At 37.2% G+C, this 22,449-nt stretch carries 16 protein-coding genes and 1 pseudogene; 14 read left to right on the plus strand and 3 right to left on the minus strand.

What is annotated here, in order from left to right:
- Positions 1-66 precede the first annotated feature (66 nt).
- The 8 genes and pseudogenes from LOK41_RS14530 (at position 67) to LOK41_RS14560 (ending at position 10,437) form a co-directional block, all read left to right on the plus strand.
- Positions 67-1,671 (plus strand): ATP-binding protein, encoded by a 1,605-nt coding sequence (locus LOK41_RS14530; protein ID WP_241817159.1) that lies wholly within the window; start codon positions 67-69, stop codon positions 1,669-1,671.
- Between the two features lie 19 nt (positions 1,672-1,690).
- Complete coding sequence (locus LOK41_RS14535; protein WP_241817160.1) at positions 1,691-2,365, plus strand: response regulator; 675 nt, start codon at positions 1,691-1,693, stop codon at positions 2,363-2,365.
- 29 nt (positions 2,366-2,394) lie between these two features.
- Entirely contained in the window at positions 2,395-3,375 is a 981-nt protein-coding gene (locus LOK41_RS14540; RefSeq protein ID WP_241817161.1) for a tripartite tricarboxylate transporter substrate binding protein, read from the plus strand.
- A gap of 132 nt (positions 3,376-3,507) precedes the next feature.
- Entirely contained in the window at positions 3,508-6,045 is a 2,538-nt protein-coding gene (locus LOK41_RS14545; RefSeq protein ID WP_241817162.1) for an McrB family protein, read from the plus strand.
- A pseudogene (locus LOK41_RS14550) lies at positions 6,020-8,555 on the plus strand (DUF2357 domain-containing protein). Before LOK41_RS14545 ends, LOK41_RS14550 begins: the two are co-directional and overlap by 26 nt.
- A complete protein-coding gene (locus LOK41_RS28985; RefSeq protein WP_347269305.1) occupies positions 8,515-8,760 on the plus strand; it encodes a YgjP-like metallopeptidase domain-containing protein in 246 nt (81 codons plus the stop codon). Before LOK41_RS14550 ends, LOK41_RS28985 begins: the two are co-directional and overlap by 41 nt.
- Positions 8,675-9,058, plus strand: coding sequence for a YgjP-like metallopeptidase domain-containing protein (locus LOK41_RS14555; RefSeq protein ID WP_277818634.1), 384 nt, complete (start codon positions 8,675-8,677; stop codon positions 9,056-9,058). The genes LOK41_RS28985 and LOK41_RS14555 overlap by 86 nt, the downstream gene beginning before the upstream one ends.
- 479 nt (positions 9,059-9,537) lie before the next feature.
- Positions 9,538-10,437 carry a hypothetical protein gene (locus tag LOK41_RS14560; RefSeq protein WP_241817163.1) on the plus strand — a complete coding sequence of 300 codons (900 nt, stop codon included), beginning with the start codon at positions 9,538-9,540 and terminating at the stop codon, positions 10,435-10,437.
- Between the two features lie 144 nt (positions 10,438-10,581).
- Here the strand turns inward: LOK41_RS14560 and LOK41_RS14565 are convergent, their stop codons facing one another.
- Positions 10,582-10,842 (minus strand): DUF6241 domain-containing protein, encoded by a 261-nt coding sequence (locus tag LOK41_RS14565; RefSeq protein WP_241817164.1) that lies wholly within the window; start codon positions 10,840-10,842, stop codon positions 10,582-10,584.
- Between the two features lie 405 nt (positions 10,843-11,247).
- Here LOK41_RS14565 and LOK41_RS14570 point away from each other — a divergent pair, with 405 nt between their 5' ends.
- From LOK41_RS14570 to LOK41_RS14590, 5 genes are all read left to right on the plus strand, one after another.
- The gene (locus LOK41_RS14570; RefSeq protein ID WP_241817165.1) at positions 11,248-11,574 is read left to right on the plus strand and encodes a nucleoside triphosphate pyrophosphohydrolase; all 327 of its coding nucleotides are present in this window, start codon (positions 11,248-11,250) and stop codon (positions 11,572-11,574) included.
- A 119-nt stretch (positions 11,575-11,693) separates the two neighbouring features.
- Entirely contained in the window at positions 11,694-13,421 is a 1,728-nt protein-coding gene (locus LOK41_RS14575) for a sigma 54-interacting transcriptional regulator (RefSeq protein WP_241817166.1), read from the plus strand.
- 227 nt (positions 13,422-13,648) lie between these two features.
- Positions 13,649-15,253 carry an ATP-dependent acyl-CoA ligase gene (locus tag LOK41_RS14580; RefSeq protein WP_241817167.1) on the plus strand — a complete coding sequence of 535 codons (1,605 nt, stop codon included), beginning with the start codon at positions 13,649-13,651 and terminating at the stop codon, positions 15,251-15,253.
- A gap of 35 nt (positions 15,254-15,288) precedes the next feature.
- Positions 15,289-16,080, plus strand: coding sequence for an enoyl-CoA hydratase (locus LOK41_RS14585; RefSeq protein ID WP_241817168.1), 792 nt, complete (start codon positions 15,289-15,291; stop codon positions 16,078-16,080).
- Between the two features lie 76 nt (positions 16,081-16,156).
- Positions 16,157-17,593, plus strand: coding sequence for a GntP family permease (locus LOK41_RS14590; RefSeq protein WP_241817169.1), 1,437 nt, complete (start codon positions 16,157-16,159; stop codon positions 17,591-17,593).
- Positions 17,594-17,905: 312 nt separating this feature from the next.
- On the opposite strand, the gene LOK41_RS14595 is transcribed toward LOK41_RS14590, so the two are convergent.
- Both LOK41_RS14595 and LOK41_RS14600 read right to left on the minus strand, forming a co-directional pair.
- The gene (locus tag LOK41_RS14595; RefSeq protein WP_241817170.1) at positions 17,906-18,712 is read right to left on the minus strand and encodes an SDR family oxidoreductase; all 807 of its coding nucleotides are present in this window, start codon (positions 18,710-18,712) and stop codon (positions 17,906-17,908) included.
- 249 nt (positions 18,713-18,961) lie between these two features.
- The gene (locus LOK41_RS14600) at positions 18,962-19,423 is read right to left on the minus strand and encodes a GNAT family N-acetyltransferase (protein WP_174103157.1); all 462 of its coding nucleotides are present in this window, start codon (positions 19,421-19,423) and stop codon (positions 18,962-18,964) included.
- A gap of 490 nt (positions 19,424-19,913) precedes the next feature.
- On the opposite strand from LOK41_RS14600, the gene LOK41_RS14605 reads away from it, so the two are divergent.
- Positions 19,914-22,235, plus strand: coding sequence for a M20/M25/M40 family metallo-hydrolase (locus LOK41_RS14605; protein ID WP_241817171.1), 2,322 nt, complete (start codon positions 19,914-19,916; stop codon positions 22,233-22,235).
- Positions 22,236-22,449 lie beyond the last annotated feature (214 nt).

The raw sequence follows: 22,449 nt of genomic DNA on the forward strand, positions 1-22,449 counted from the left end.
TAATATTTTAGAATATTCTTTTAAATGTCCAATTGTGTAGATCATTTTTGGTTAAAGGGTGCAAACATGAATAAATCGCTTAAAGTTTCATTGCAAACGAAGATACTCACTTTAATTATTACGCTCATTTTATTTGTTGTTTTTCTTTTGTCAGGAATATTTGTTTACATCCAGTCTGTTGATACGAAACGCCAAGTTGAACAGCTAGCCCTGCAGACAGCAAAATCTATTTCTTTTATGCCGGAGATAAAAGAAGTATTTCGCACTGGAAATTCTAACATTCACATCCAGCCAATTGCTGAACAAGTTCGTGAACAAGCGGGCGCAGATAATGTAATCGTAGAAGATCGTCATGGAGTTATTTATTCACACTCCGACCCCAATTGGATAGGTAGAAAAAGATCCAATCTATATAACGATCAAGCACTCAGTTTTGGAGGATACTATACGCTAGAAGGAACCGGAACAACTGGTCCTGCATTAATGGCAAAAGCACCAATCATTGTGGATTATGGGGACTATGATCAAGTAGTAGGAGTCGTTACAGTAGAGTTTCTGAAAAAAGGGATCCAGTCCAATATATTGAACCGAACGAAAGAGATTATTCTCTTCTCGTTAGCTGTTTTGCTAGTTGGAATAGTTGGAGGGGTGCTTTTAGCACGAAGCATTCGGAAAGATACGCTAGGTCTTGAGCCGAATGAAATTGCTTCGTTGTACCGAGAGCGTAATGCGATACTGTTATCTATAAAAGAAGGGATCATTGCCATCGACCAAAAAGGGCTCATTACGATGATGAATACTTCTGCGAAGGATATGTTGGATGTAGATAATGATTATCTGCACCGACATATTACGGAAGTTTTTCCGGATTCTCATATGATAAGGGTTCTTGAGATGGGTATTATGGAAAACAATCAAGAAATCCGGTTTAAAGATAAAGTGTTTATCTTAAATATGACACCTATAGTGGAAAATATCCAAACTGTTGGCGTTGTATGCAGCTTCCGAGATAAAACAGAGTTACAAAAATTAATTGATACAATCTCTGAGGTGAGGAAATACTCAGAAGATTTACGTGCTCAAACGCATGAATTCACAAATAAGCTTTTTGTGTTATCTGGTTTACTTCAATTAGGCCATTATGCGGAAGCATTTGAATTTATCCAACAAGAATCCAGTATTCACCAAAGTCAGAATCATATTTTATTTCATCAAATTCTTGATACGAAGATGCAGGCTATTCTACTCGGGAAACTGGGGACAGCGTCTGAGAAGAAAATTCAGTTCAATATTGAAAGCGATAGCACGCTTAATCCATTGCCAGATCATATTGAAATCTCACATCTTATCACCATCATTGGAAACATTATTGACAATGCATTTGATGCGGTAAGCAACCAACCTGAAAAGTATGTCTCTTTTTTTGTTACTGATATTGGTAATGATGTTGTCTTTGAAGTGATAGACAATGGGATAGGAGTGCCAAGCGAAAAAATAGATACGATCTTTGAAAAAGGTTTTTCCACGAAAGGAAACAATCGCGGTTACGGATTAGCGAATGTGAAGGAAATGGTGGATTCTCTGCAAGGAACGATTGAAATCACTAACTCAAAAAACGGGGGAGCTATTTTTACAATCTATCTTCCTAAAAAATTAGATGAGAATAGATAGAATAGAAGGGGATGTACATATGTTGAAGGTTGCAATTGTAGAAGACGACTTCCGAGTAGCACAAATTCAGGAAGGCTTTTTATCAACAATAAAAGATATAAGAGTTGTCGGGAAAGCGTTAAATACAAAAGAAGCAATGGAACTGTTAGAAAAAGAAGAAGTTGATTTGCTTTTATTAGATATTTATTTACCAGATGGAAATGGTACAGACTTGTTGCCGAAGATTCACGTAAAGTTTCCATACGTTGATGTGATTATGGTTACCGCAGCTAATGAAAAAAGTATGTTAGAAAAGGCGATTCGAAACGGAGTATGTAATTATTTGATTAAACCTGTTACGCTCGAAAAATTTGTTCGTACTATTGAAGATTATAAGAAAAAGAAGCAACTATTAAATAGCCAGAGTGAAGTCAATCAGCCGTTAGTTGACATGTTTTTTGGCACTGCACAAACAAACGATACTACTCAGAAAAACTTACCTACAGGTGTTGATCCGCTAACGTTACAAAAGGTAAAAACGATCATACGGGATTTAGAAGATGGCATTACAATAGAAGAAATGGGGGAACAGATGGGAGCCTCAAGAACAACCGCAAGAAGATATTTGGAGTATTTAGTTGCGACGAATGAATGCACAGTAGAGTATACATATGGCATTATCGGGCGTCCAGAACGAAAGTATCGCCTTGTATGAAAAGGTATAAGCAACGGGGGATAGGAATCATGAAAAAAAGATTGTTAGCATTCATATGGCTACTTGCCGGGGCAACAGCGGGATGTTCTTTAGAAAAGCCCCAAGCTACTAACAAAATAGACATAGATCAAGTGGAATTCATTGCGCCTAATGTTGCAGGTGCAGGGTGGGACTTAACTGCCCGGGCGATGCAAAAAACGTTGCAAGAGGAGAACATTTTCACAAAACCAATTGCTGTAACGAACAAAGTAGGCGGCAGCGGTGACGTAGGATGGAAATATACAAAGAAAAAAGGCGGTCATGTACTTGCGATCAATTCGAGCTTACTCATAACGAATCATCTATTAGGTCACAGTAAGCTAACATATAAAGATTTCACACCGATTGCTACTTTAGCGGCTGAATGGGAAGTCGTTGTTGTATCAAAAGAGACTAGTATAAACAACGCAAAAGAGTTAATGGAAAGACTGAAGAAAGACAAAAATAGGATGAAAATCGGCGTTGCCCCCGGCTTAGGTAATGACGATCACTTATCATTTGTACAAGTAAGTAAAGCATCTGGAATCAACCCAGCAGAGCTTAATTTTTTCGTCTATGAAGATAAAGAGAACGTGATAAACGCTGTAATTGATAAGCAAATTGATGTGGCGACTTTGACCTTATCAGAAGCAGAAAAACAATATAAAGCAGGAAAAGTGAAGATTTTAGCTGTATCCTCTCCCGAAAGGTTGAAAGAACTGCCAGACGTTCCAACTTGGAAAGAACAAGGCATTGATGTCGTGTTTCAACACTGGAAAGGGGTTATGGGGCCTCCTGATATGGCGGAAGAGGAGGTTGCTTATTGGGATGAAGCCATCAGCAAAATGGTTAAAACGGATACATGGAAAAGTATTTTGAAAGAGAAGGGTTGGAGTTCTTTTTATAAGAATAGTGGGGAGACGAAACGTTTTTTGGAGCAGAAGAGTGAGGTGTATGAGGGGGTAGTGTATGGTTCGGGAGTCGGGGAATGATGAACGGGTACTTTAAATAATGAGGTGCAAGAAGTTATTCAATCATACGGGGTAGCGTATGATTTTTCTTTTGTAGATAGTTGTTTGTTAAAATAGTAGTAATTGTAATTAATTGTAACTATGGGGGTAAAAATGTTAGATCAACTCATAATTGAATTTGCTAAAGTAATCAATCATGTTAATGATATAAACAATAGTAAATCTTATTTGATTATAAAGACAGATGATGAAGGACTATACGTTGAAACAGAACTTTTACGTGAGAAGTACGAAAGAGGAGAAGAATCACAGCCATATTTTATGGTAACTATTGAGACTCTTCAGCAAGCTTGGCAAAAGTTCATAAATATACGTGCGGTAACGAGTGAAGATTTAGGACAAACAAGTAAGCACAATGCCTTTTTGATGGTTTTCTTTTCACAACTTCCTTTTGTGAATGTGACTAACTCAAAATCTAGTACACTTACAGAATTTCAAACAGATGATCTGCCATGTGAGCAATATCATAAAGTGATCACTTTTTTAGAAGAGGTAATAGATAATACATATGATCCGAAAAATTTAAGTCACCAAACTACAGGGAATTTATATAGGATTAAGTCTAAAGGACGTCAAGATTTGAGATTGTTAGGTTTTTTGAATGATGATCATGAGATTCATACCCCGCTATTAAATGAATATATTGAATCGAAAAATAAGGATGCCTTTATTCGCAATTTGATTTTAAAACAGGAATATTTTCAAATTGCCCTATTTATACTTGATCTCTTACGTAGTTATTCAAATCCTGAGAAGAAAGAGGCTTTAGTGAATTTAGGAATGACGATCGTCCGAAATTCACGAGGAGATAATTTAATGGTTGAATCAGTAGCCAAGGAACGCACTCATAATTTGTTAATGTGGCTTGAAAAAGTAGGATTAATTAATGATGAGTGGATTCTGGTTGAACAATATTTAACAGAGAATAGTGAAAAGGGCGGTAGTATGAGTAGTAATTTACGTGAAGGCTTTTTAAAAATAATGCAAGAGTATTTAGGTGCTAAAAGAGAGAGTTCAGGAGGGAATAAACTAGCTTCATTTGTCAGAGATGACATGCCCAAAGAATTTACTCGTTTATCTTTTATAGATGATAACCAGTACAGTGTAACAGGTTCTGTTGGAAAAGGACTTTGGGCAGCTGTTCCATGGATCGCTATTATGAATAAAGATATTACGACATCGACGCAGAATGGGTATTATATCGTTTATTTATTTAGTGAAAATATGAAGCAGTTGTATTTAACGATAGCCCAAGGAGTAACTAAAACTGCTAAAAAGGAAATGGAAAAGATTAAGTCTGGGATCCGTCAATATATACATATGTCTAAAAAAATAAAAAAAGATGATGATATTTTCCTTGGTACAAGTCCAAAAGCGAAGGGCTATGCACATTCTACAGCGGCATACATTCCATATGATGTTGACGAAATGCCAAGTGAGGCAGAACTAGTAGAAGATTTAAAAGAGATGCTTAGCTATTATGAGCGATATATTGCTTTTAGAGAGAAAGGGGCTGAGCCTGCGATGGTTTCCGAGAGAAAAGAAATAGATTTGAACGAGAAAGAAATGGTAGATCATGTCTCTTCTTATATGAAAAGCAAAGGTTTCTATTACGATAGACAAGATATTATTAACTTTGTCTTTTCCTTAAAGACGAAACCCTTTGTTATTTTATCTGGTATTTCAGGGACAGGGAAAACCAAAATTGTCCAGTGGTTTGCTGAAAGTTTAGGTGCAACTGAGGAAAATGGACAGTTCACGCTTATTCCCGTGCGCCCTGACTGGAGCGATAGTTCTGACTTACTTGGTTACGTGAATATTCAAGGTGAATTTCAGGAAAGGCCGTTAATTCAAGTTCTGAAAAAAGCAACAGAGAATCCGGACAAGCCTTATTTTGTTGTACTCGATGAGATGAATTTAGCTCGCATAGAGTACTATTTTAGTGATTTTCTAAGTGTCATTGAAAGTCGTAGATGGGAGAAGGGAGTATGTGTTACATCGGCTGTTCTTCCAGAATCAATTGTTGGGGAACGAATTACGATTCCATCAAATGTGTACGTCGTTGGAACGATCAATATGGATGAAACGACATATCCATTAAGTAAAAAGGTGTTGGATCGTGCAAATACAATTGAATTTAATCAAGTGAAGTTAGATTCTTTTGAGTTTTTAATGGATGTAGAAGAAGTACAGGAAATGTGTGTTTCTAATAGTTCCTTGGCAGCCAAGTTTCTTCATTTAAAAGAATGTTTTCAGCTTAATAAAGATCTCGTGAAGAAAGTATCTCATATTTTAATTGAAATGAATGAGATTCTTGAATTGATTGGAACACAAGTTGGGTACCGGATACGTGACGAAATTTGTTTTTACATGGCTTACAATGAAAAAAGTGAACTATTATCGTTTGATGAGGCGTTAGACTATCAAATATATCAAAAGATCTTACCACGTATTGCAGGAAGTGATGGGAGAACAGAAGAGGCATTAAAGAAATTGTATACGCTATGTACAAATCAAGAGTTTGATAATGAAGATGTGATGTCTTATGCGAAGTATCCTCGTTCTGCTAAAAAGCTGTCTCATATGTTAAGGAGGTTCGAGTACGATGGCTTCACCTCTTTCTGGATCTAATAGTGATATAGAACTAGTTAAGATTGAAACAGCGGATTTGTCATTGACTATCAAAGGGAATCCCTATCATGAAAAATATGAGAGCTTAAAAAAACACCAATCAATTGCTTCAGATGAAATGATGCATTTTCATGTGTCTGAAGAAGTAGAATCAACTTTGGTATATAATGCTCGGTTGCAAAAACTTAGCGAACTAGGCGAGCACCCTCCTATCTTTTTCGAGAATAGGAGTTATCAACTCGTTATCGTCCCTAAAAATGATAGGGAGTTATCTTTTTATCATGAGCATCCATCTCTTCGAAAGGCAATCAGCTCTAATCAAATGGGTTCATTGAAACTATTAATGGGGAATCTCTCATTTCCAAATGAAGTAGGATATACAACATTTGAAGTCCGGGATGATAAAAAAACTCTACTAACAGTTACATTAGAGATTTTTCCATCAAAGCTCGATTACAAAGATGACTATCGAGCGCTATTGGAAGAAGTGAACGATGAGATTTTATAATTTGGCATTTCATTTATTGAAAAGAACTTACTTAGGAGCATCAACAATCTATGCGACGAATCCATCTAAAAGTGAGTTTTATCGAATTTTAAACGACTCGTTTCATAGATTTATGAAGGCAATTTCTCATATTAAAAGGCAACCGCACCATACACTTACTACTCGACATCAGCTCGTACAAGGAGAGAAGATTCGTAGGCTAGATTCTGTTGGAATGAATTACTTACGAAAAAGACCTCACTTGTTTCAAGAAGTAGGGAAAAACATGGTTCCATCAAAAGGCATTACAGCTTATAAGGAAGTAACGTACGATACATTGGAAAATAGGTTTGTTAAGTGGATGGTTCAGAGAGTCGTACATAAAATCGATGATCTACTGAAATCGTTGGAAAAGGATAATGGATTTAAGAGTTTACCAATTGACGATGAGTTGAATCAAAACGTAAGAAAAATGAAATCTCGAATGAAAAATGAATTGAATGATCCATTTTGGAATAGGATCGGAAAATTAGATCGCTCCGTCTTTTCTCTTGTTATTCAAATGGCATCTGGTTATAGAGATGCGTATCAAATTTTTCTAATGTTATCGAGAGGCTTAACACTAAGAGGACAAATCTTTAAAATGTCTGTCAAAGACGTCGCGAGATTATATGAGTATTGGACGTATTTAAAGCTTGGACAAATTCTATCTAAAAAATATGAAACAGTGGATCAAGATATTATTAAAGTTCGGCAAGATGGATTATATGTAACGCTTGATGAAAGTAAAACAGCAAAAAGAGTATTTCGGCACCCAGAAACAGATGAAGTGATTGAACTTTATTTTCAAAAAAGAAACAAAGCATTGCCAACGGTCACGCAAAAGCCGGATACGATGCTCGCTATTGAGAAGAAGGGGAAGAACTATCAATATCAATACATTTTTGATGCTAAATATCGAATTGATTTTGCCAAAAGTGATTCCCATTATGAAAGACAGTATGGAACGCCTGGACCTATGGAAGAAGACATTAATACAATGCACCGATATCGAGATGCATTAGTAGTAGACCAAGGTGGACCGTTTGAGCGAACAGCCTACGGAGCTTATGTATTATTCCCATGGAATCAAGAGGAAGAATATGAGCACCATCCTTTTTATAAAAGCATTGAAAAAGTAAACATTGGTGGATTCCCATTCTTACCAAACGCAACAACACTAGTAGAACAATTTCTCAATCACCTCATCGAAAAAAGCCCAGAAGAGATTATAAGAGAAGGAATCCTTCCAAGAGGAACAAAAGAAGAATGGCAATCCTCTTTAGACGAAAAGGTATTAGTCGGTAGTGTGAAAAACGAAAAAGATTATGAAGCATATATGAAAGAAGGTTTCTATCAAATTCCTGTTTCAGAATTAAAACCTAGTTGGCAAGAAACGAAATACATAGCCTTATATGTACCAAAAAAATGGTATGGAGAAAACGGTGGGATTCAATATGTGGCAAAAATTAAAGATATCCATATAAACAGAGAGAATCAAATGAATGAGCTGTCTAGCAAAAAAGAAAATGAGTATGTTTATTTCGAACTAGAGCCATGGAAAAAGCTTGAACATCTCATTCGTCCAGTGGGGTATGGAATTCAGATATATATGCTAACAAGTATGTCACTGTTAAAAGAAGTACAAGAGCTTCCAGAATTATTTATGAAGTCGAAAGAAGAACGAGCTCTTTGGAAAACACTGCGTCGATTTGCGAAACAAGTGAAAGTCGAACTAGATCACTTTAATTTGGATGAGGCGTCTTCTATTAAGAGTTATTCTGTTCAAGATGTTCAAATCAGGATTGATTATGAGCAGGGGAATGTGATGGTTGGAAAAGGAGAAGAGTTTAAAGAGTTGCCTTTGGATTTGGTTGTGAGGAATTCTTCGGTGTTGTTTAAGGTGGTTTTGGAGGAGATAGGGAGCTTGGATTATCAAACATGTGAAACAGTTGGAAACTGTTCAACCTTACAAGCAAAGTGAGAGGGAATATGTCAGTGGTGAATCTTTTAAGTATCTTGGCAAGCAGTATCGTTTACGAGTGCAGGAAACGAAAGATGAAGAAGTGGTGAAATATTTTCGAGGTTTTATTTATTTATTTATTGGCAAGAGATATACAAGATTATCGTCAGAAAGCCAAGTTAATGGAAGAATGGTATCGAAACAAAGCGAAAAAGACTTTCGATGAATTATTGGACAAGCTGTACCCACTCATGAAAAAGTATGACATTGAAAAACCAAGAATTGAGATGCGAGTTATGAAAGCACGTTGGGGATCTGCTTTAGTTGGTGCAAATACTAGCTTACTTAACTCAGAGCTGATTAAAGCGCCGAAATATTGCATTGAATATGTTATTTTACATGAAATGATTCACTTTAAATACAATGATCACAGTGATAAATTCTATAACATGCTTCATGCAATGATGCCTGATTGGGAAAAACGTAAGGCGATTTTGGACGAGGAAATTGAGAGAGAGTTGTAAACAACAGAGATATTATAACTAGATAGGCACAGTAAAGGGCAGTTCTTACATGTATATTTCTAATGCAGGACTGTCCTTTTTGTACATCTGGTTTGGGATGAGGAGGTTTTTTAATAATCGTCTTCACTTTATGACACAATAAAAGCGAAAGAATATGAAAATAGAGATATGAATGTTTTTCAATTTACCTAAACAAGTATGGTGAAAGTAAAGGAACGATTGTTTTAAACTTTATTATTAATGATACAAGGGTACTTCTTGAAAATCGTGTTACTTTCGTATCTATCTAAGTCTATCATTTTAGAAGGGAAAGATGTTAACTTAACATTATCAAAGTATATAATAGTATAAAGAAATTTTATACTATGTTGTGATAACAATGAAAAAGCGTTTGATAGAATAATATTATAGTTACCAATATCGGAACTATTCTATTAATCTAAAATTAAATGTAAAATTCAAGAAGAGAGGTTCGTGAGATGCCTGAAGTTACAGATCTAGAGTATCGTTTGTTAAGTCAGCTAGCATATTTTGATGAAATTACTGAGGAATTGAATTCATTAAGAGATCAACATATTCTTCCTATTGAATTACATAAATTCACTAGAACTTTGGAAAGGTTAGACAGAGAACTTATTGAATTTTACTCTAATCTTATAAGTTCAGGAATTGATTATAAAAATATTTTAAAAAATTGGTCAGTACTCCATTCAGTACAAAGTTTGTTGAAATCCTCGGAAGGAGAAAAAGCTCTAAAAAAATCCAATTATAAAAATCCTGAGTTAGATGCATTTGCATTCATTAAAAATAGCATCCAACCTGGTACAGGATTTAAAACTGATATGGTTATAGCATATAGAGGTACTAATTTGAAAAAAGTTAATCAATTATTAAAAGATTTGAAAGAGAACGGCAAAACAACTAATAATGATTTTTTTACGGAAGACTTAAAGCAAAGCGATTGGGCATCTGTATTTTTTCAATTAATGCACCAAAAATTTTCTCGAAATATTGAAATTAGTTTAACTGGACATTCAAAAGCAGGAGCGTTAGTCCAAAAAGTTATATTATTAGCTTTACAACGTGATAATATTGAAGTTTCAGGTGTTACGTTTAGCTCATCGGGAATACTAACAGTAGTTGATGAACCAGAGGAAGGAATGATAAGTTGCTCAGAAATTAATAAATATAAATCTTTATGTAAGAATTTTGTAGTTGAAGGCGATCCTGTTATTAATTATATAAAAATATTAGATCGAAATTTTCAAACTAGCTATGTAGGCAAAAAAATAAGTCTTGAACACAATTCAAAAGGGAATGCCCATAGGATAGCCTCTAGTTTTGATAATCATTTTGATAGTGATGGTTTTATAGAGTGAAATCTCATTAGCCGAATTCCCTGCGTTGCTAACAAAGGAAGAAGAGCAATATTTGAAGGTGGCAATGAAGAATATATAAGGATAAAAATGTATCCTCAATTTGTTAGAATGCCTTTTTAATTTGAGAGAGCGTAGATAGCTACTTTAATTCTTTTCTTTCCTTTGCTCTTTTGTACTCTGTTCCTCAAGATACGATTTCTCTTCTTCTGAAGTAGCTAAACGATACGCCTTCCCATGCGTGTTTCCAACTGCTCGTTTCCATATATCACTATGCTCCTCGACAGCTTGTGAGAAATCGTCTTTTTCCCAACGATCTAAAATTCCGCTGTACTTTTCTTTGTCTGCTAGCATATCACTGTCATTTACTAGTAGTTGGCGAAGCTTTTTTATATTATCAGAAGACATAGCGATAAAACCATTTTTCTAGTTGGCCATTACTTTTGGTGAGTCATTTTGTACATAGGGTCGATAATAACTCCTTCAGCGCTAGTTATATCATTAGGTTTTCTACCTTTCGTGATAGCTTGTTGTCACTTTTAGATTTCAAAAAATTATCCATTATGCGCCCATGCAAATACACCCAATAGCATAAGAAAAATTGTGATTATGAGGGGCTCTGATCACTTCTTCATGTCTTGAAGCCTCCTCATTCAGAAACCGATCCATAACATTTTATAATATAGATGAATATCTGCGTTTTATAGCAAACATTCGATTTCTCTTCTCAGTAGATTTTAAGAATTCCTTATCTTTTAATAGCTGATTTTCATGTAAGATAATAATAAATCAAAAAACATCGGAGGAATTCAAATGCCAACCCACAACAAACTAATCCGCGACCACATCCCAGAAATAATCAAACATAACGGAAAAACACCAATAACAAGAATACTAAATGAAAAAGAATACATAGAAGAAATAGGCAAGAAAATAGGAGAAGAGTTAACGGAGTATTTAGAAGCAGAAAGTAAGGAGCATAAAGTAGAAGAACTAGCAGACTTATTAGAACTCATAAACGCACTAGCACAGTATGAAGGTGTAACGCTTAAAGATGTGGAAAAAGTACGGAAACAAAAAGCAGAAAAACGCGGTGGTTTTCAGGAGCGAATCTTTTTAGTTGAGGTACATGATGACTAAAGCTCAGCTTAACCTCTAAAGCATATATTGGCTTGAAATCGCCCAACTATTTCACAAGGTGTTGTAAAATGGATATATTACATACGAGAAAGAGCAAGATTCAATAGGGAGGCTTCCAAATGCACATGGATAAAGGAGGAAATTTACAATTAACCAGCCAGGTTCTTCAGATAATGAATAACGGAATCGCTGTTACAAGCCATGATGGAACAATCACATTCAGCAATCCATCATTCTGCAGCATGTTCAACAAAACAGAGAATGAAATAATAGGTAAACACATATCGACGATTATCCCTAATCGTAAAAATCTAGTAGTAAATCAAAATGATAGTTTGCACCAGTACGAGTGCAAGATTGGTAACCAAGTGTTCACTGTGAATGAATCTCCTGTATATAAGAGCGGGAAAGAAGACGGATCGATTGTCATTCTAGAAAATAAGGGGAAAAGCATATCGTCTTTGGAAAGTGCTATTAGCCGGTATGAAAATGCTTTGAATTTACTGTCTGAATGTATTATAGGGGTGAATGAGAAAGGAATCATCAATTTTTTTAGTGGTGCTTATGCGCAATTTTTAGGGATTGATGATCCGAAGGAAGCGATTGGGAAGCATTGTACGGAGGTTGTTGAGAATACGCGGATGCATATTATTGTGAAGACGGGACAGGTGGAAATTGGGCATATTCAGCGTGTTAATAGTCAGAATGTTATTGCAAATCGTATTCCTGTTATGAAGGAAGGGAAGGTTATTGGTGCGATTGGTAAAATCATGTTTCATGATATCCAGCAGTTTAAAGCTTTGGCGGATCAGATTAGCGAAATGGAATCGAAGTTATCATATTATCAAACTGAGTTAAAGCGACTACAAGAAGGTAGGTTTTCGTTTCAAAGTATTGTAGGTGAGAGTGCGAAAATGGAAGAAGTGAAAATGATGGCTTTGAAGGTTTCAAAAAGTCGGTCTACGGTTTTGATAAGAGGAGAGAGCGGAACGGGGAAGGAGCTTTTTGCTAATGCGGTTCATTATGCGAGTCCGCGTGCTGATGGTGCGTTTATTCGGTTGAATTGTGCTGCGATTCCGAGGGATCTTTTAGAGGCTGAATTGTTCGGGTATGAAGAGGGTGCTTTTACCGGAGCGAAAAAGGGCGGTAAACCTGGAAAGATTGAGCTGGCTCATAAGGGAACGTTGTTTTTAGATGAGATTGGCGATATGTCTTTGGACATGCAGGTGAAGTTGCTTCGGGTGCTGCAAGAGAAAGAAATTGAAAGAATCGGCGGGACAAAAACGCAAAAGATTGATGTCCGTTTTATTGCGGCAACGCATCGAAATCTCCGTGAAATGGTGCAAAGTGGGGAGTTTAGAGAGGATTTATATTATAGGTTACATGTGTTTGCGATTGATATTCCTCCGCTAAGAGAACGAAAGGAAGATATGGTACATTTAACGGAATTTTTAATTCGGAAATTGAATGAGGAGTTTGGTAGTCGTGTTCTTTCATTAGACGCGAGGGTAAGGGACATATTCATGGAGTATGATTGGCCAGGGAATATTCGGGAGCTAGAGAATGTGCTGGAGAGAGCGATGAATGTTGTGGAAGGAACGGTTATTCATGTGCATCACCTTCCTGTTTATTTGCGGCAAAAAGATGTGGCAGAAGAGTTATATCATGAGGGAGATCAAGAGGAGAATGAGCAGAGTTATTCCCTGCAGGCGGAAGTGGAATCCGCTGAGAAAAGGATGATTGCGAGAGCTTTGGAAAAAACAGATGGAAATAGAAAAGAGGCAGCTGAGCTTTTGGGGATCCATCGGGCTAGCTTATATCGAAAAATAGAAAGATACGGAATCTAAAGGGCGAAAGAGCCCTTTTTTTATTTGTCGCGTTTTTGCGACGTTTTCTTATATATGCGACATGGTTGTTATTATTTGTAGCATAAATGCGACATGTGAAGGTGGGCATGCAAGGGTGATTGGAGGCTTGTCCTTGAAGGAATAAGGAAATGGGGAATGAGTCGATTTTTGGCATAACTCTTGCTAGGTAAATAAAAAGAATTTTAATAGGAAGGGGATGGAATCTAGTGCTGGAGAATCAGAGTTTGCCACATTTTCTTATGCAAAGTATCGATAAGTCACCTAATAAGGTGTATTTACAATTTGAAGAACAAAGGGTTACGTATGAGGAGCTTTATCACCGAATTACAAGGGCCGCAGCGGGATTTAGTGAACTTGGTATTCAAAAAGGTGACAAGGTTTGTATTATGCTTCATAACAACCCTGAATATCTGGATGTATGGTTTGCTTTATCTTTTATGGGAGCAATTGCGGTGCCTCTTAATGTGCATTTAAAGGGAGAAGGTTTGCAGTATATTGTATCCCACTCTGATTGTAAGCTCATGATCGTTGATAAAGAATTTGTTCCTCAAATTGCTTCTTGTTTACCGTTTATAAAAAGGGAAATTGGGATTGTCGTTCACGATAATAATGAAAACGTAATCACCATGGGTAATGGTAAAGAACGACCGGTAATCGGATTGAAAGATGTACTGCATACAAATTATCAATATCTTCCAAATGAATCTGTTTCCTCCTCTTCTATCAACAGTATCCTTTACACCTCTGGAACGACTGGATTACCGAAAGGGGTCATGTTAAGTCATTCTGCTTATGTTAATTCTGCAAAGTCATTCGCTACTTATATGGTTGGCGCGAATTCGCAAGATATTTTATTTACAGCGCTGCCGCTATTTCATATTAACGCTCAAGCTCATACAGTGCTCGGTGCTATTTCTTCTAATGCGACGGTTGCTCTTGGAAAGAGGTTTAGTGCTTCACGTTTTTGGGATGAAATTCGCAGTCATGGCGCAACGATTTTCAATTCTTTAGGATCTATGATTCCGATTCTCTGTAAGCAACCGGAAAAGGAAACCGATTATGAAAATCCAGCAAGGGTGACAGCTTGTGCCGCTACGCCTAAGGAATTTTGGAAGCCGTTTGAGGAAAGGATTGGCGTTCGGATTGTAGAAGGTTACGGATTAACGGAAACGACAGGGTTTTGTGTAACGAATCCATTGAACGCGAATAAACCGCCTTCTATTGGAAAACCGTATTCTTACGTCGAGACAAAGGTTGTAAATGAGGATGGAAATGAAGTACGGACTGGTGAAACCGGAGAGATTTTCATTCGTGCTTTACAAGGACAAACGTTCATGGAAGGTTACTATAAAATGCCTGATAAAACAGAGGAAGCGATGGAAGGAGGATGGTTCCATACAGGAGATCGTGGTTATCAGGACGAGGAAGGTTACTTATATTTTTGCGATCGAATCAAACAGTGTATTAGAAGACGCGGAGAAAATATCTCTTCTTGGGAAATTGAAAAGGTCGTGAATAATCATCCGAAAGTGCTTGAATCAGCAGCTATTGGTGTCTCGTCAGAGGTGGGGGAGGAGGATGTTAAATTATATGTGATTGTAAAGCAAGGGGAAATGCTGTCCCATGAAGAGATTATCGATTGGTGTCAAGAACGAATGGCTTATTTTATGGTGCCGCGATACGTTCAGTTCAAAGAGTCTTTCCCAAAAACTGCGACGGAACGGATTCAGAAGTTTAGGTTGCAGGAAGAAGGAATCGGTGCTGCTTGGGATCGCGAGCAGGTGGGATACGTTATTAAAAGAACGAGTTGAGCTGCCTTATTACATATGAGAAAGAAGGGATTGCATTGGAAAATAAGCGAGTTGTTTCATGGTCCAAAGAAAAAGGAATCGCCACTATTATCATTGATAACCCTCCTGTGAATGTACTGAGCTATGCGGTGATTGAGCAATTGACGACGGCTGTTGATGAAATTGAACGGGATGATGAAATCATTGTTGTGCTTCTAACTGGTGCTGGAGAAAAAGCTTTCGTTGCCGGAGGGGACATTAAGTCATTTCCGGAATGGATTGGAAAAGGAAGTGAATATGCAGAAGAAAAAGCATTGTGGCTCCAGAACCCATTAAATAAAATAGAAAGCCTGCCGAAGCCGGTCATCGCTGCGATTAATGGATTAGCGCTTGGGGGCGGGTGTGAGTTAGCTTTATCATGTGATTTACGGATTATAGAAGAGCATACCAAAATTGGGCTTCCGGAAGTGACGCTAGGTTTGTTTCCAGGTGCGGGAGGAACGCAGCGTTTGCCTCGCTTAATCGGAACTGCGAGGGCAAAAGAAATGATGTTTACTGGTGAACCGCTCGGTGCTGAAGAGGCCCTGCAAGTTGGTTTGGTGAATCATGTTGTTCCACGCGGCGAAGCGCTAAATAAGGCGAAGGAATTGGCTGCGAAGATGGCTCGATTTTCTCTTCCTGCTTTATCGTTGATGAAGCAATCTATCAATAAAGGATTATCTTATTCTCTTGAGGAAGGGCTAAAAATAGAGGCTGAAAATTTTGGGCATGTCTTTCAAACGAGTGATGTAAAAGAAGGAGTGGGTGCTTTTATAGAAAAGAGAGTACCGCTTTTTCAGCATAAATAAAAAGAATACGATGTCTGCCTTTGGTAGGCATCGTAATATAAAAAAAATTGGGGAGAATTGAGGGGGACTAGAGGTTATGGATTTATTGATTGTACTGTTATCGCTTGGCTTGCTTATATTCGTTGCTTACCGGGGATTCTCAGTCATTTTATTCGCTCCATTATGTGCTTTGTTAGCTGTGTTTTTGACTGATCCAGCGCTCGTTTTACCGTTCTTCTCTAATGTCTTCATGGCGAAGATGGTCGGATTTATAAAATTATATTTTTCTGTGTTTTTGCTTGGGGCGATATTCGGTAAAGTGGTTGAAATCACTGGAATCGCAGAAAAAATCGCGAAAATTATTATCCGTTTCATAGGTGTGAAAAGAGCCATTCTTTCCATCGTGTTAATGGGAGCGATTCTTACATACAGCGGCGTCAGTTTATTTGTCGCAGTGTTTGCGATTTATCCATTTGCGGCACAATTATTTCGCGAAGCAGATATTCCGAAACGTCTCATTCCAGCGACAATCGCATTCAGTGCATTTACGTTTTCGATGGATTCGCTTCCTGGATCGCCTCAAATTCAAAATGTTATTCCAACTACGTTCTTTAAAACAGATATTTATGCAGCGCCGACATTAGGAATCATTGGAGCGTTATTCATTTTTACATGCGGCATGCTGTATTTGGAAAGGTGTAGGAAGAAGGCGGCGGCCAACGGCGAAGGTTATTTTGGAAAAGGTGATGCGGCTTCTGAAATGGCTGCGACGGCTAACGCACAAGTGGCACCAACGCCGATTGTTTCAAGTGATGCGATTCCAGCTCGTTACTGGTTGGCTTTTCTACCGCTTGTACTAGTTGGAGTGATGAATAAAGTTTTTACAGAATTTATCCCCGTTTGGTATACGAAAGGATTTGATTTTGCATCTATCGGTTTGAAGGAATACGGAACAATTGATATGGCACAAGTTGTCGGTATTTGGTCAGTGGAAATCGCACTTCTTATCGGTATACTGAGTGCTATAGTATTAAACTTCCAAGCGGTAAAAGAACATTTTCAATCGATTACAAGCGTGGGTGTAAGTGGCTCAATCTTAGCTGCGATGAACACGGCAGCTGAGTATGGGTTCGGTGCTGTTATCGCAGCTTTACCTGGCTTTGTTATGATCCAAAATTATTTGACTGGGACATTTTCCAATCCTTTAATCAACGGAGCGGTTATGACGAATATATTGTGCGGGCTAACAGGATCAGGCTCGGGCGGAATGAGTATTACATTAGGGTTGATGGCAGACAAATATATTGAAGCAGCAGCGAATTTTGGGATTCCGTTAGAGGTACTGCATCGCGTTATCGCAATGGCAGCGGGAGGGATGGATACCCTTCCTCATAACGGAGCAGTTATCACTTTACTTGCAGTAACAGGATTAACGCACCGGGAAGCGTATAAAGAGATTTTCGGTATTACTTTAATTAAGACGGCTGCTGTTTTCTTCGTTGTTGGTGTGTATTTGATGTTTTCTATTGTATAGGCGAGAATACCATAGCCATCAAGTTATGTATAATTGTAAACAAGCCATCATTCTATGAATGGATGGCTTGTTTGTATGTTCTCAATGATATCCTTTAGTGTTGCTTTGGAATAAAGTTTGATCATTTTCTCCCTGTGTTACTCCATAATCGTGCCCTTTTCTTGAATAACTAATATGCTTTTATTAGCCGGTATAGGGGAAGATCAAAGACTGTAAAAACCGGTAGACATTTATTGAGCATTATCACCCGTTAGATGTATTCCATTCTGTTTGTAAACTTAATGCCGTTAAAAATTTCAGCTTGGATTGATTTTATTCTGCACTAAATGCCCCAGCCAACATTCCTCCATCAATAACCAATTCGATTCCCGTAGTGTATGCAGATTCATCAGAACCCAGGTAAACAATACTATAAGCCACTTCTTCAACTGTTCCAAATCGCTTTAATGGAACATTTTTGGTAAAAGTCTTTATGTTCTTCTCACGAATTTCCCCTACTCCAATAACCGGTTCCCATATTAGAGTCAAAATCGCCCCCGGATGGATGGAGTTACATCGAATATTGTAATTTTTTTCTGCACAATAAAGAGCAACCGTTTTGGTGTGGTTACGAATGGCAGCTTTACTGGATGCATAGGCAGCCGCATGTGCCACACCAACTATTCCAGAATGGGAAGAAATGTTTATAATTGAACCTCCTGTTTCCTTCATAGCACGAATACCATATTTACACCCTAAAAATGTTCCATCTAAATTAACGGCATGGACAGTATGCCAGCTTTCTATACTGGCATTTTCCGGGTCTTGAAGCTCCCCACTTTTTTCTTGAAAACCTGTAATTCCAGCATTATTAATCAGTATATCTAGTCGTTTAAAACGGTGTATGATTTCCTCTATTACGTCTCTCCATTCAGATTCAAATCTAACATCTAATCGTATGAAGTATGCATCTTTACCTAATTCGTCAGCCAATTTAAAACCATTCTCTTCATTCATATCAGTTAAAACTACTCTTGCACCTTCTTTAATTAACATTCGAGAAGCTGCTTGACCAATACCACTGGTCGCACCAGTTATTAATGCAACCTTTCCGGAAACACGCCCTTTATCTTTTGGCATATAAGCACCTAACTTTCATTAGTTTTAAAGTGTTACCTTCAATCGGCATAAGAAAGAATTTCTGTTAATTGTTATGTAAATGGACGATATAAAATGACGTAAGGATAAATTTCAACTTTGATGAAAAATTATCCTTTTCAATTATAAAAATTGTATTAGTATTTTATTGAACAATTAATGCTCACGTTTAAACGTCGCTTTCTATGTTGATTTGTTATTCCACAAAATGGCCCATTTATTGAAGTAACATTATTGTTGATAAGGGGATTTACGGATTTTTTGCATAAATAGTTCTGGATTATCAATCTGTTCAAAACCATATTGGTTATATAATGAATGTGCATCATTAGTAGCTAACATAAACCTACGAACTCCTTGTAGTTCGTGATGTTTGGTGATAATGTCCATTAACCATTTTGATAATCCTAATTTACGATAGTCCGGTAATATAAACACATCACAAAGATACGCAAATGTTGCTGAATCTGTTATTACCCTTGCAAAACCAACTTGTTCAATAACTTCATTACCATTTTCACCTTTATAAACACCAAAACATAAGGGAGTATTTTCAATTGACTTTTTTACTGTTTCCTTGGGTATCCCCTTTGACCAGTAAGCTTCTTGACTCAAAAAATTATGTATTAAATCCACATCCAAATACTCTTTATTAGTAGAAATCGAAAAGTCTTTATTGATCCATATTCTCATTTCAAATCCCCCTAAACTTTTTTAATTCTACTGTAATTATATCAAACCAATGATGTAAATCTTTTTAAACTAACCTGTAACAGCAGCTTAATAAAAATTACTTCAATCCACAAAGATTCCCTCAAAACTTTACTCCATTAAATGACCCTATACCAAAAGATAAGGCACAATTCATATTAGAGAATTGCCCCCGATTACTTAAATATGATACTTAACTAGGTATATTTTATTTCATCATCTCATTATAAATATAGAGACTATATACTGCAGGTATCAACAAACCAAGAGCAAGGCAAAGAACAGAACAAACCTCCACGCTTATTCCAAAAGAACAAAATTCAATCTTATACTACCAAGAATAATAACGGAAATACGGCAGTCATGAAAAAAGAAAGCTGCCAAAACTTGAATTTGCTTGCTTTATCTAAAATCGTCCCTGGTTGATTGTTTACACTTTATACTTCGCTAGAAATTTAAGGAGGAAATTTAATTGGAATCAGTACCATCTACCCAAACGAAGCTACAAGCTCGTGAATACACAAAAAAAAATGCACTTATTTTCATTGCTGTTGTGGCTATTCTTATTGGAACTATTTTTGTGAGTTTATTACAACTTCAGCCACCAAAGGTTGTACCAGCTACTGGTTCAGCAAATGAGTTTTCTGCCGAGAGAGCACTCTCCCATTTAAAAGAGTTTGCTGTAAAACCACATCCTCTTGGATCGGTAGAACATGACAGAGTTCGAGACTATCTTGTTCACAGTTTAGAAGAGTTAGGATTAAATCCTGAAATCCAAAAAGTCAATTCTTTAAATAGTGTCGACAGATGGATAGTAGGCGGCACGGTGGAAAACATTGTTGCCAAAATCGAAGGAACGAACTCTACAAAATCGATTATTCTTGCTGCACATTATGATTCTGTACCAGGATCACCAGGTGCAGCCGATGATGGCGCCGGAGTGGCTGCCATCTTAGAAACAGTAAGGGCCTTAAAGGAAATGGCACCTCTTCAAAACGATGTCATTATACTCTTAACAGATGGAGAAGAAAATGGATTACTTGGAGCAAAAGCATTTGTAGAGGGACATCCTTGGGTAAATGATGTCGGATTAGTGTTAAACTTTGAGGCACGGGGAAACGAAGGTCCCTCTTTTATGTTTGAAACAAGTGATAACAATAGTTGGCTAGTTAAGGAGTTCGTTCAAGGCGCTTACACACCTGTCGCTCATTCCTTCCTTTATAGTTTATATAAGCAAATGCCAAATGATACTGATTTCAGCGTGTTTAAAGAAGCCGGTCTTAAAGGATTAAACTTTGCCTTTGGTGATGGGGTTAGCCATTATCATACAACCAGCGATAACTTTCAAGAGCTAAGTTTAGAAAGTCTCCAGCATCACGGCGAATATATGTTACATCTTGTCACCCATTTTGGAAACGTCGATCTCACTCAAACTCATGAAGGGAATCAAGTTTTCTTTAACATTTTGGGTTCCAACATGATCACCTACTCAGACAAGCTTGTCATTCCGATTATGCTGTTGGCGGTTATTCTTTTTGTCGTTACGGTCGTACATGGATATTGGCTTAAGAAACTATCCCTTCTTGGAACATTTGCAGGTTTTCTTGTTTTCATTATTGGCATCATCGGGTCTTTTGCCATCGGATCAGGATTATGGTCCGTACTCACCTTTATTTTTACGGATCAAGAATGGTTAATGGGAACCGATAAGACGGTTGATACCTTTTACTTCATCAGTTTTTCCATTATTATCTTTGGTTTCTTGACTATCCTTTATGGGTTGGCCCATAAAAAAATCAAAACAGGCAGCTTAATGATGGGTGCCTTATTTCTTTGGTTAATCCTTTTAGCTGCCTCGAGTTTTCTGCTCCAAGCAGGCAGTTATGTGTTTGCGTGGCCACTATTATTTGCTCTAATCTGCGTCAATATTTTAATTCGTTTAGATGAGCATTCATGGAAGAGTTATCTTGTTACAGCTGGTTTTGCCATCCCGGCATTTCTTATTCTATCACCAGTTATTTATCTCTTTGAAGGCCTCATATCCATGCATATGGCTGGTGTGCTCATGATCCTTGTTTCTCTTTTAGGTGCCATGCTGGTATCTATTTTCACCACCTTAAAAATAAAATTCAATTGGGTGATACCATCCATCTTCTTAGTTACAGGATTATTGGTCATGATCACTAACAGTATCAACCTAAATAATATGCCGACAGCAGAACATCCACAAGCAAGCGATATTGCTTATTTTATGGATGCAGATTCAAACAAAGCATATTGGGCGACCCGTCAGCCATTAAATGAATATACATCGAATTATATTAATGAAAATGTGAAGAAAGGCCATACGTCAGAATTATTTCCTGTTTTAAACTGGGATGTAAGTTATACCCAGGCTGATTTATATAGCATGGAAGCACCTAGTGTGACGGTATTATCTGATAAGGTTGAAGGTGCCAAGCGGACAATAGAATACCAATTGAAAACGAATCGCAATGCTGAAGAATTGTTAATGGAGTCTTTTTCAACGATGAATGTATCTCAACTGATCATCAATGGAAAAGAATTGGAGTTGAAGCAAAAAGAATTTACAAAGGAATCGCCATTTGAATTCAATTACGTTCTAGGTCAAGCCGAAGAGTTACATGTAAAGGTAACCGTAAATGCTAAGGATTCTATAGAGTGGATGATAGCCGATCGTTCTTACAGCATTCCAGAATCAAAAGGGGAACGGTCGTCAAAATACAGTACCTATGGGGATAATTCATACATCATGAAAACGATTAAACATTAATGACCATTAAATAAAGGCCGACATATACAATGTTTGATTTTCCAAACTAGTATATGTCGGCCTTTTAATACGATTGACTGCTTGTAAAACATCGGGAGGTATTTGAATGGAAATCAAATAATGAATACCATTTAAATGGTAAAACTTGAACAATAAAACTTAATTACTTATGATACGGTTCACCACCATTAATCTTAAACTAATTTACCTTCTG

The organism is Bacillus sp. TL12, assembly GCF_022625245.1.
Taxonomy (GTDB): domain Bacteria; phylum Bacillota; class Bacilli; order Bacillales; family Bacillaceae_G; genus Bacillus_A.

What these genes read in the sequence shown, in the direction of transcription:
- LOK41_RS14530 (WP_241817159.1), top strand. Translation starts at nt 67, where the DNA reads ATGAATAAATCGCTTAAAGTTTCATTGCAAACGAAGATACTCACTTTA.
- LOK41_RS14535 (WP_241817160.1), top strand. Translation starts at nt 1,691, where the DNA reads ATGTTGAAGGTTGCAATTGTAGAAGACGACTTCCGAGTAGCACAAATT.
- LOK41_RS14540 (WP_241817161.1), top strand. Translation starts at nt 2,395, where the DNA reads ATGAAAAAAAGATTGTTAGCATTCATATGGCTACTTGCCGGGGCAACA.
- LOK41_RS14545 (WP_241817162.1), top strand. Translation starts at nt 3,508, where the DNA reads ATGTTAGATCAACTCATAATTGAATTTGCTAAAGTAATCAATCATGTT.
- LOK41_RS14560 (WP_241817163.1), top strand. Translation starts at nt 9,538, where the DNA reads ATGCCTGAAGTTACAGATCTAGAGTATCGTTTGTTAAGTCAGCTAGCA.
- LOK41_RS14565 (WP_241817164.1), bottom strand. Translation starts at nt 10,842, where the DNA reads ATGTCTTCTGATAATATAAAAAAGCTTCGCCAACTACTAGTAAATGAC.
- LOK41_RS14570 (WP_241817165.1), top strand. Translation starts at nt 11,248, where the DNA reads ATGCCAACCCACAACAAACTAATCCGCGACCACATCCCAGAAATAATC.
- LOK41_RS14575 (WP_241817166.1), top strand. Translation starts at nt 11,694, where the DNA reads ATGCACATGGATAAAGGAGGAAATTTACAATTAACCAGCCAGGTTCTT.
- LOK41_RS14590 (WP_241817169.1), top strand. Translation starts at nt 16,157, where the DNA reads ATGGATTTATTGATTGTACTGTTATCGCTTGGCTTGCTTATATTCGTT.
- LOK41_RS14595 (WP_241817170.1), bottom strand. Translation starts at nt 18,712, where the DNA reads ATGCCAAAAGATAAAGGGCGTGTTTCCGGAAAGGTTGCATTAATAACT.
- LOK41_RS14600 (WP_174103157.1), bottom strand. Translation starts at nt 19,423, where the DNA reads ATGAGAATATGGATCAATAAAGACTTTTCGATTTCTACTAATAAAGAG.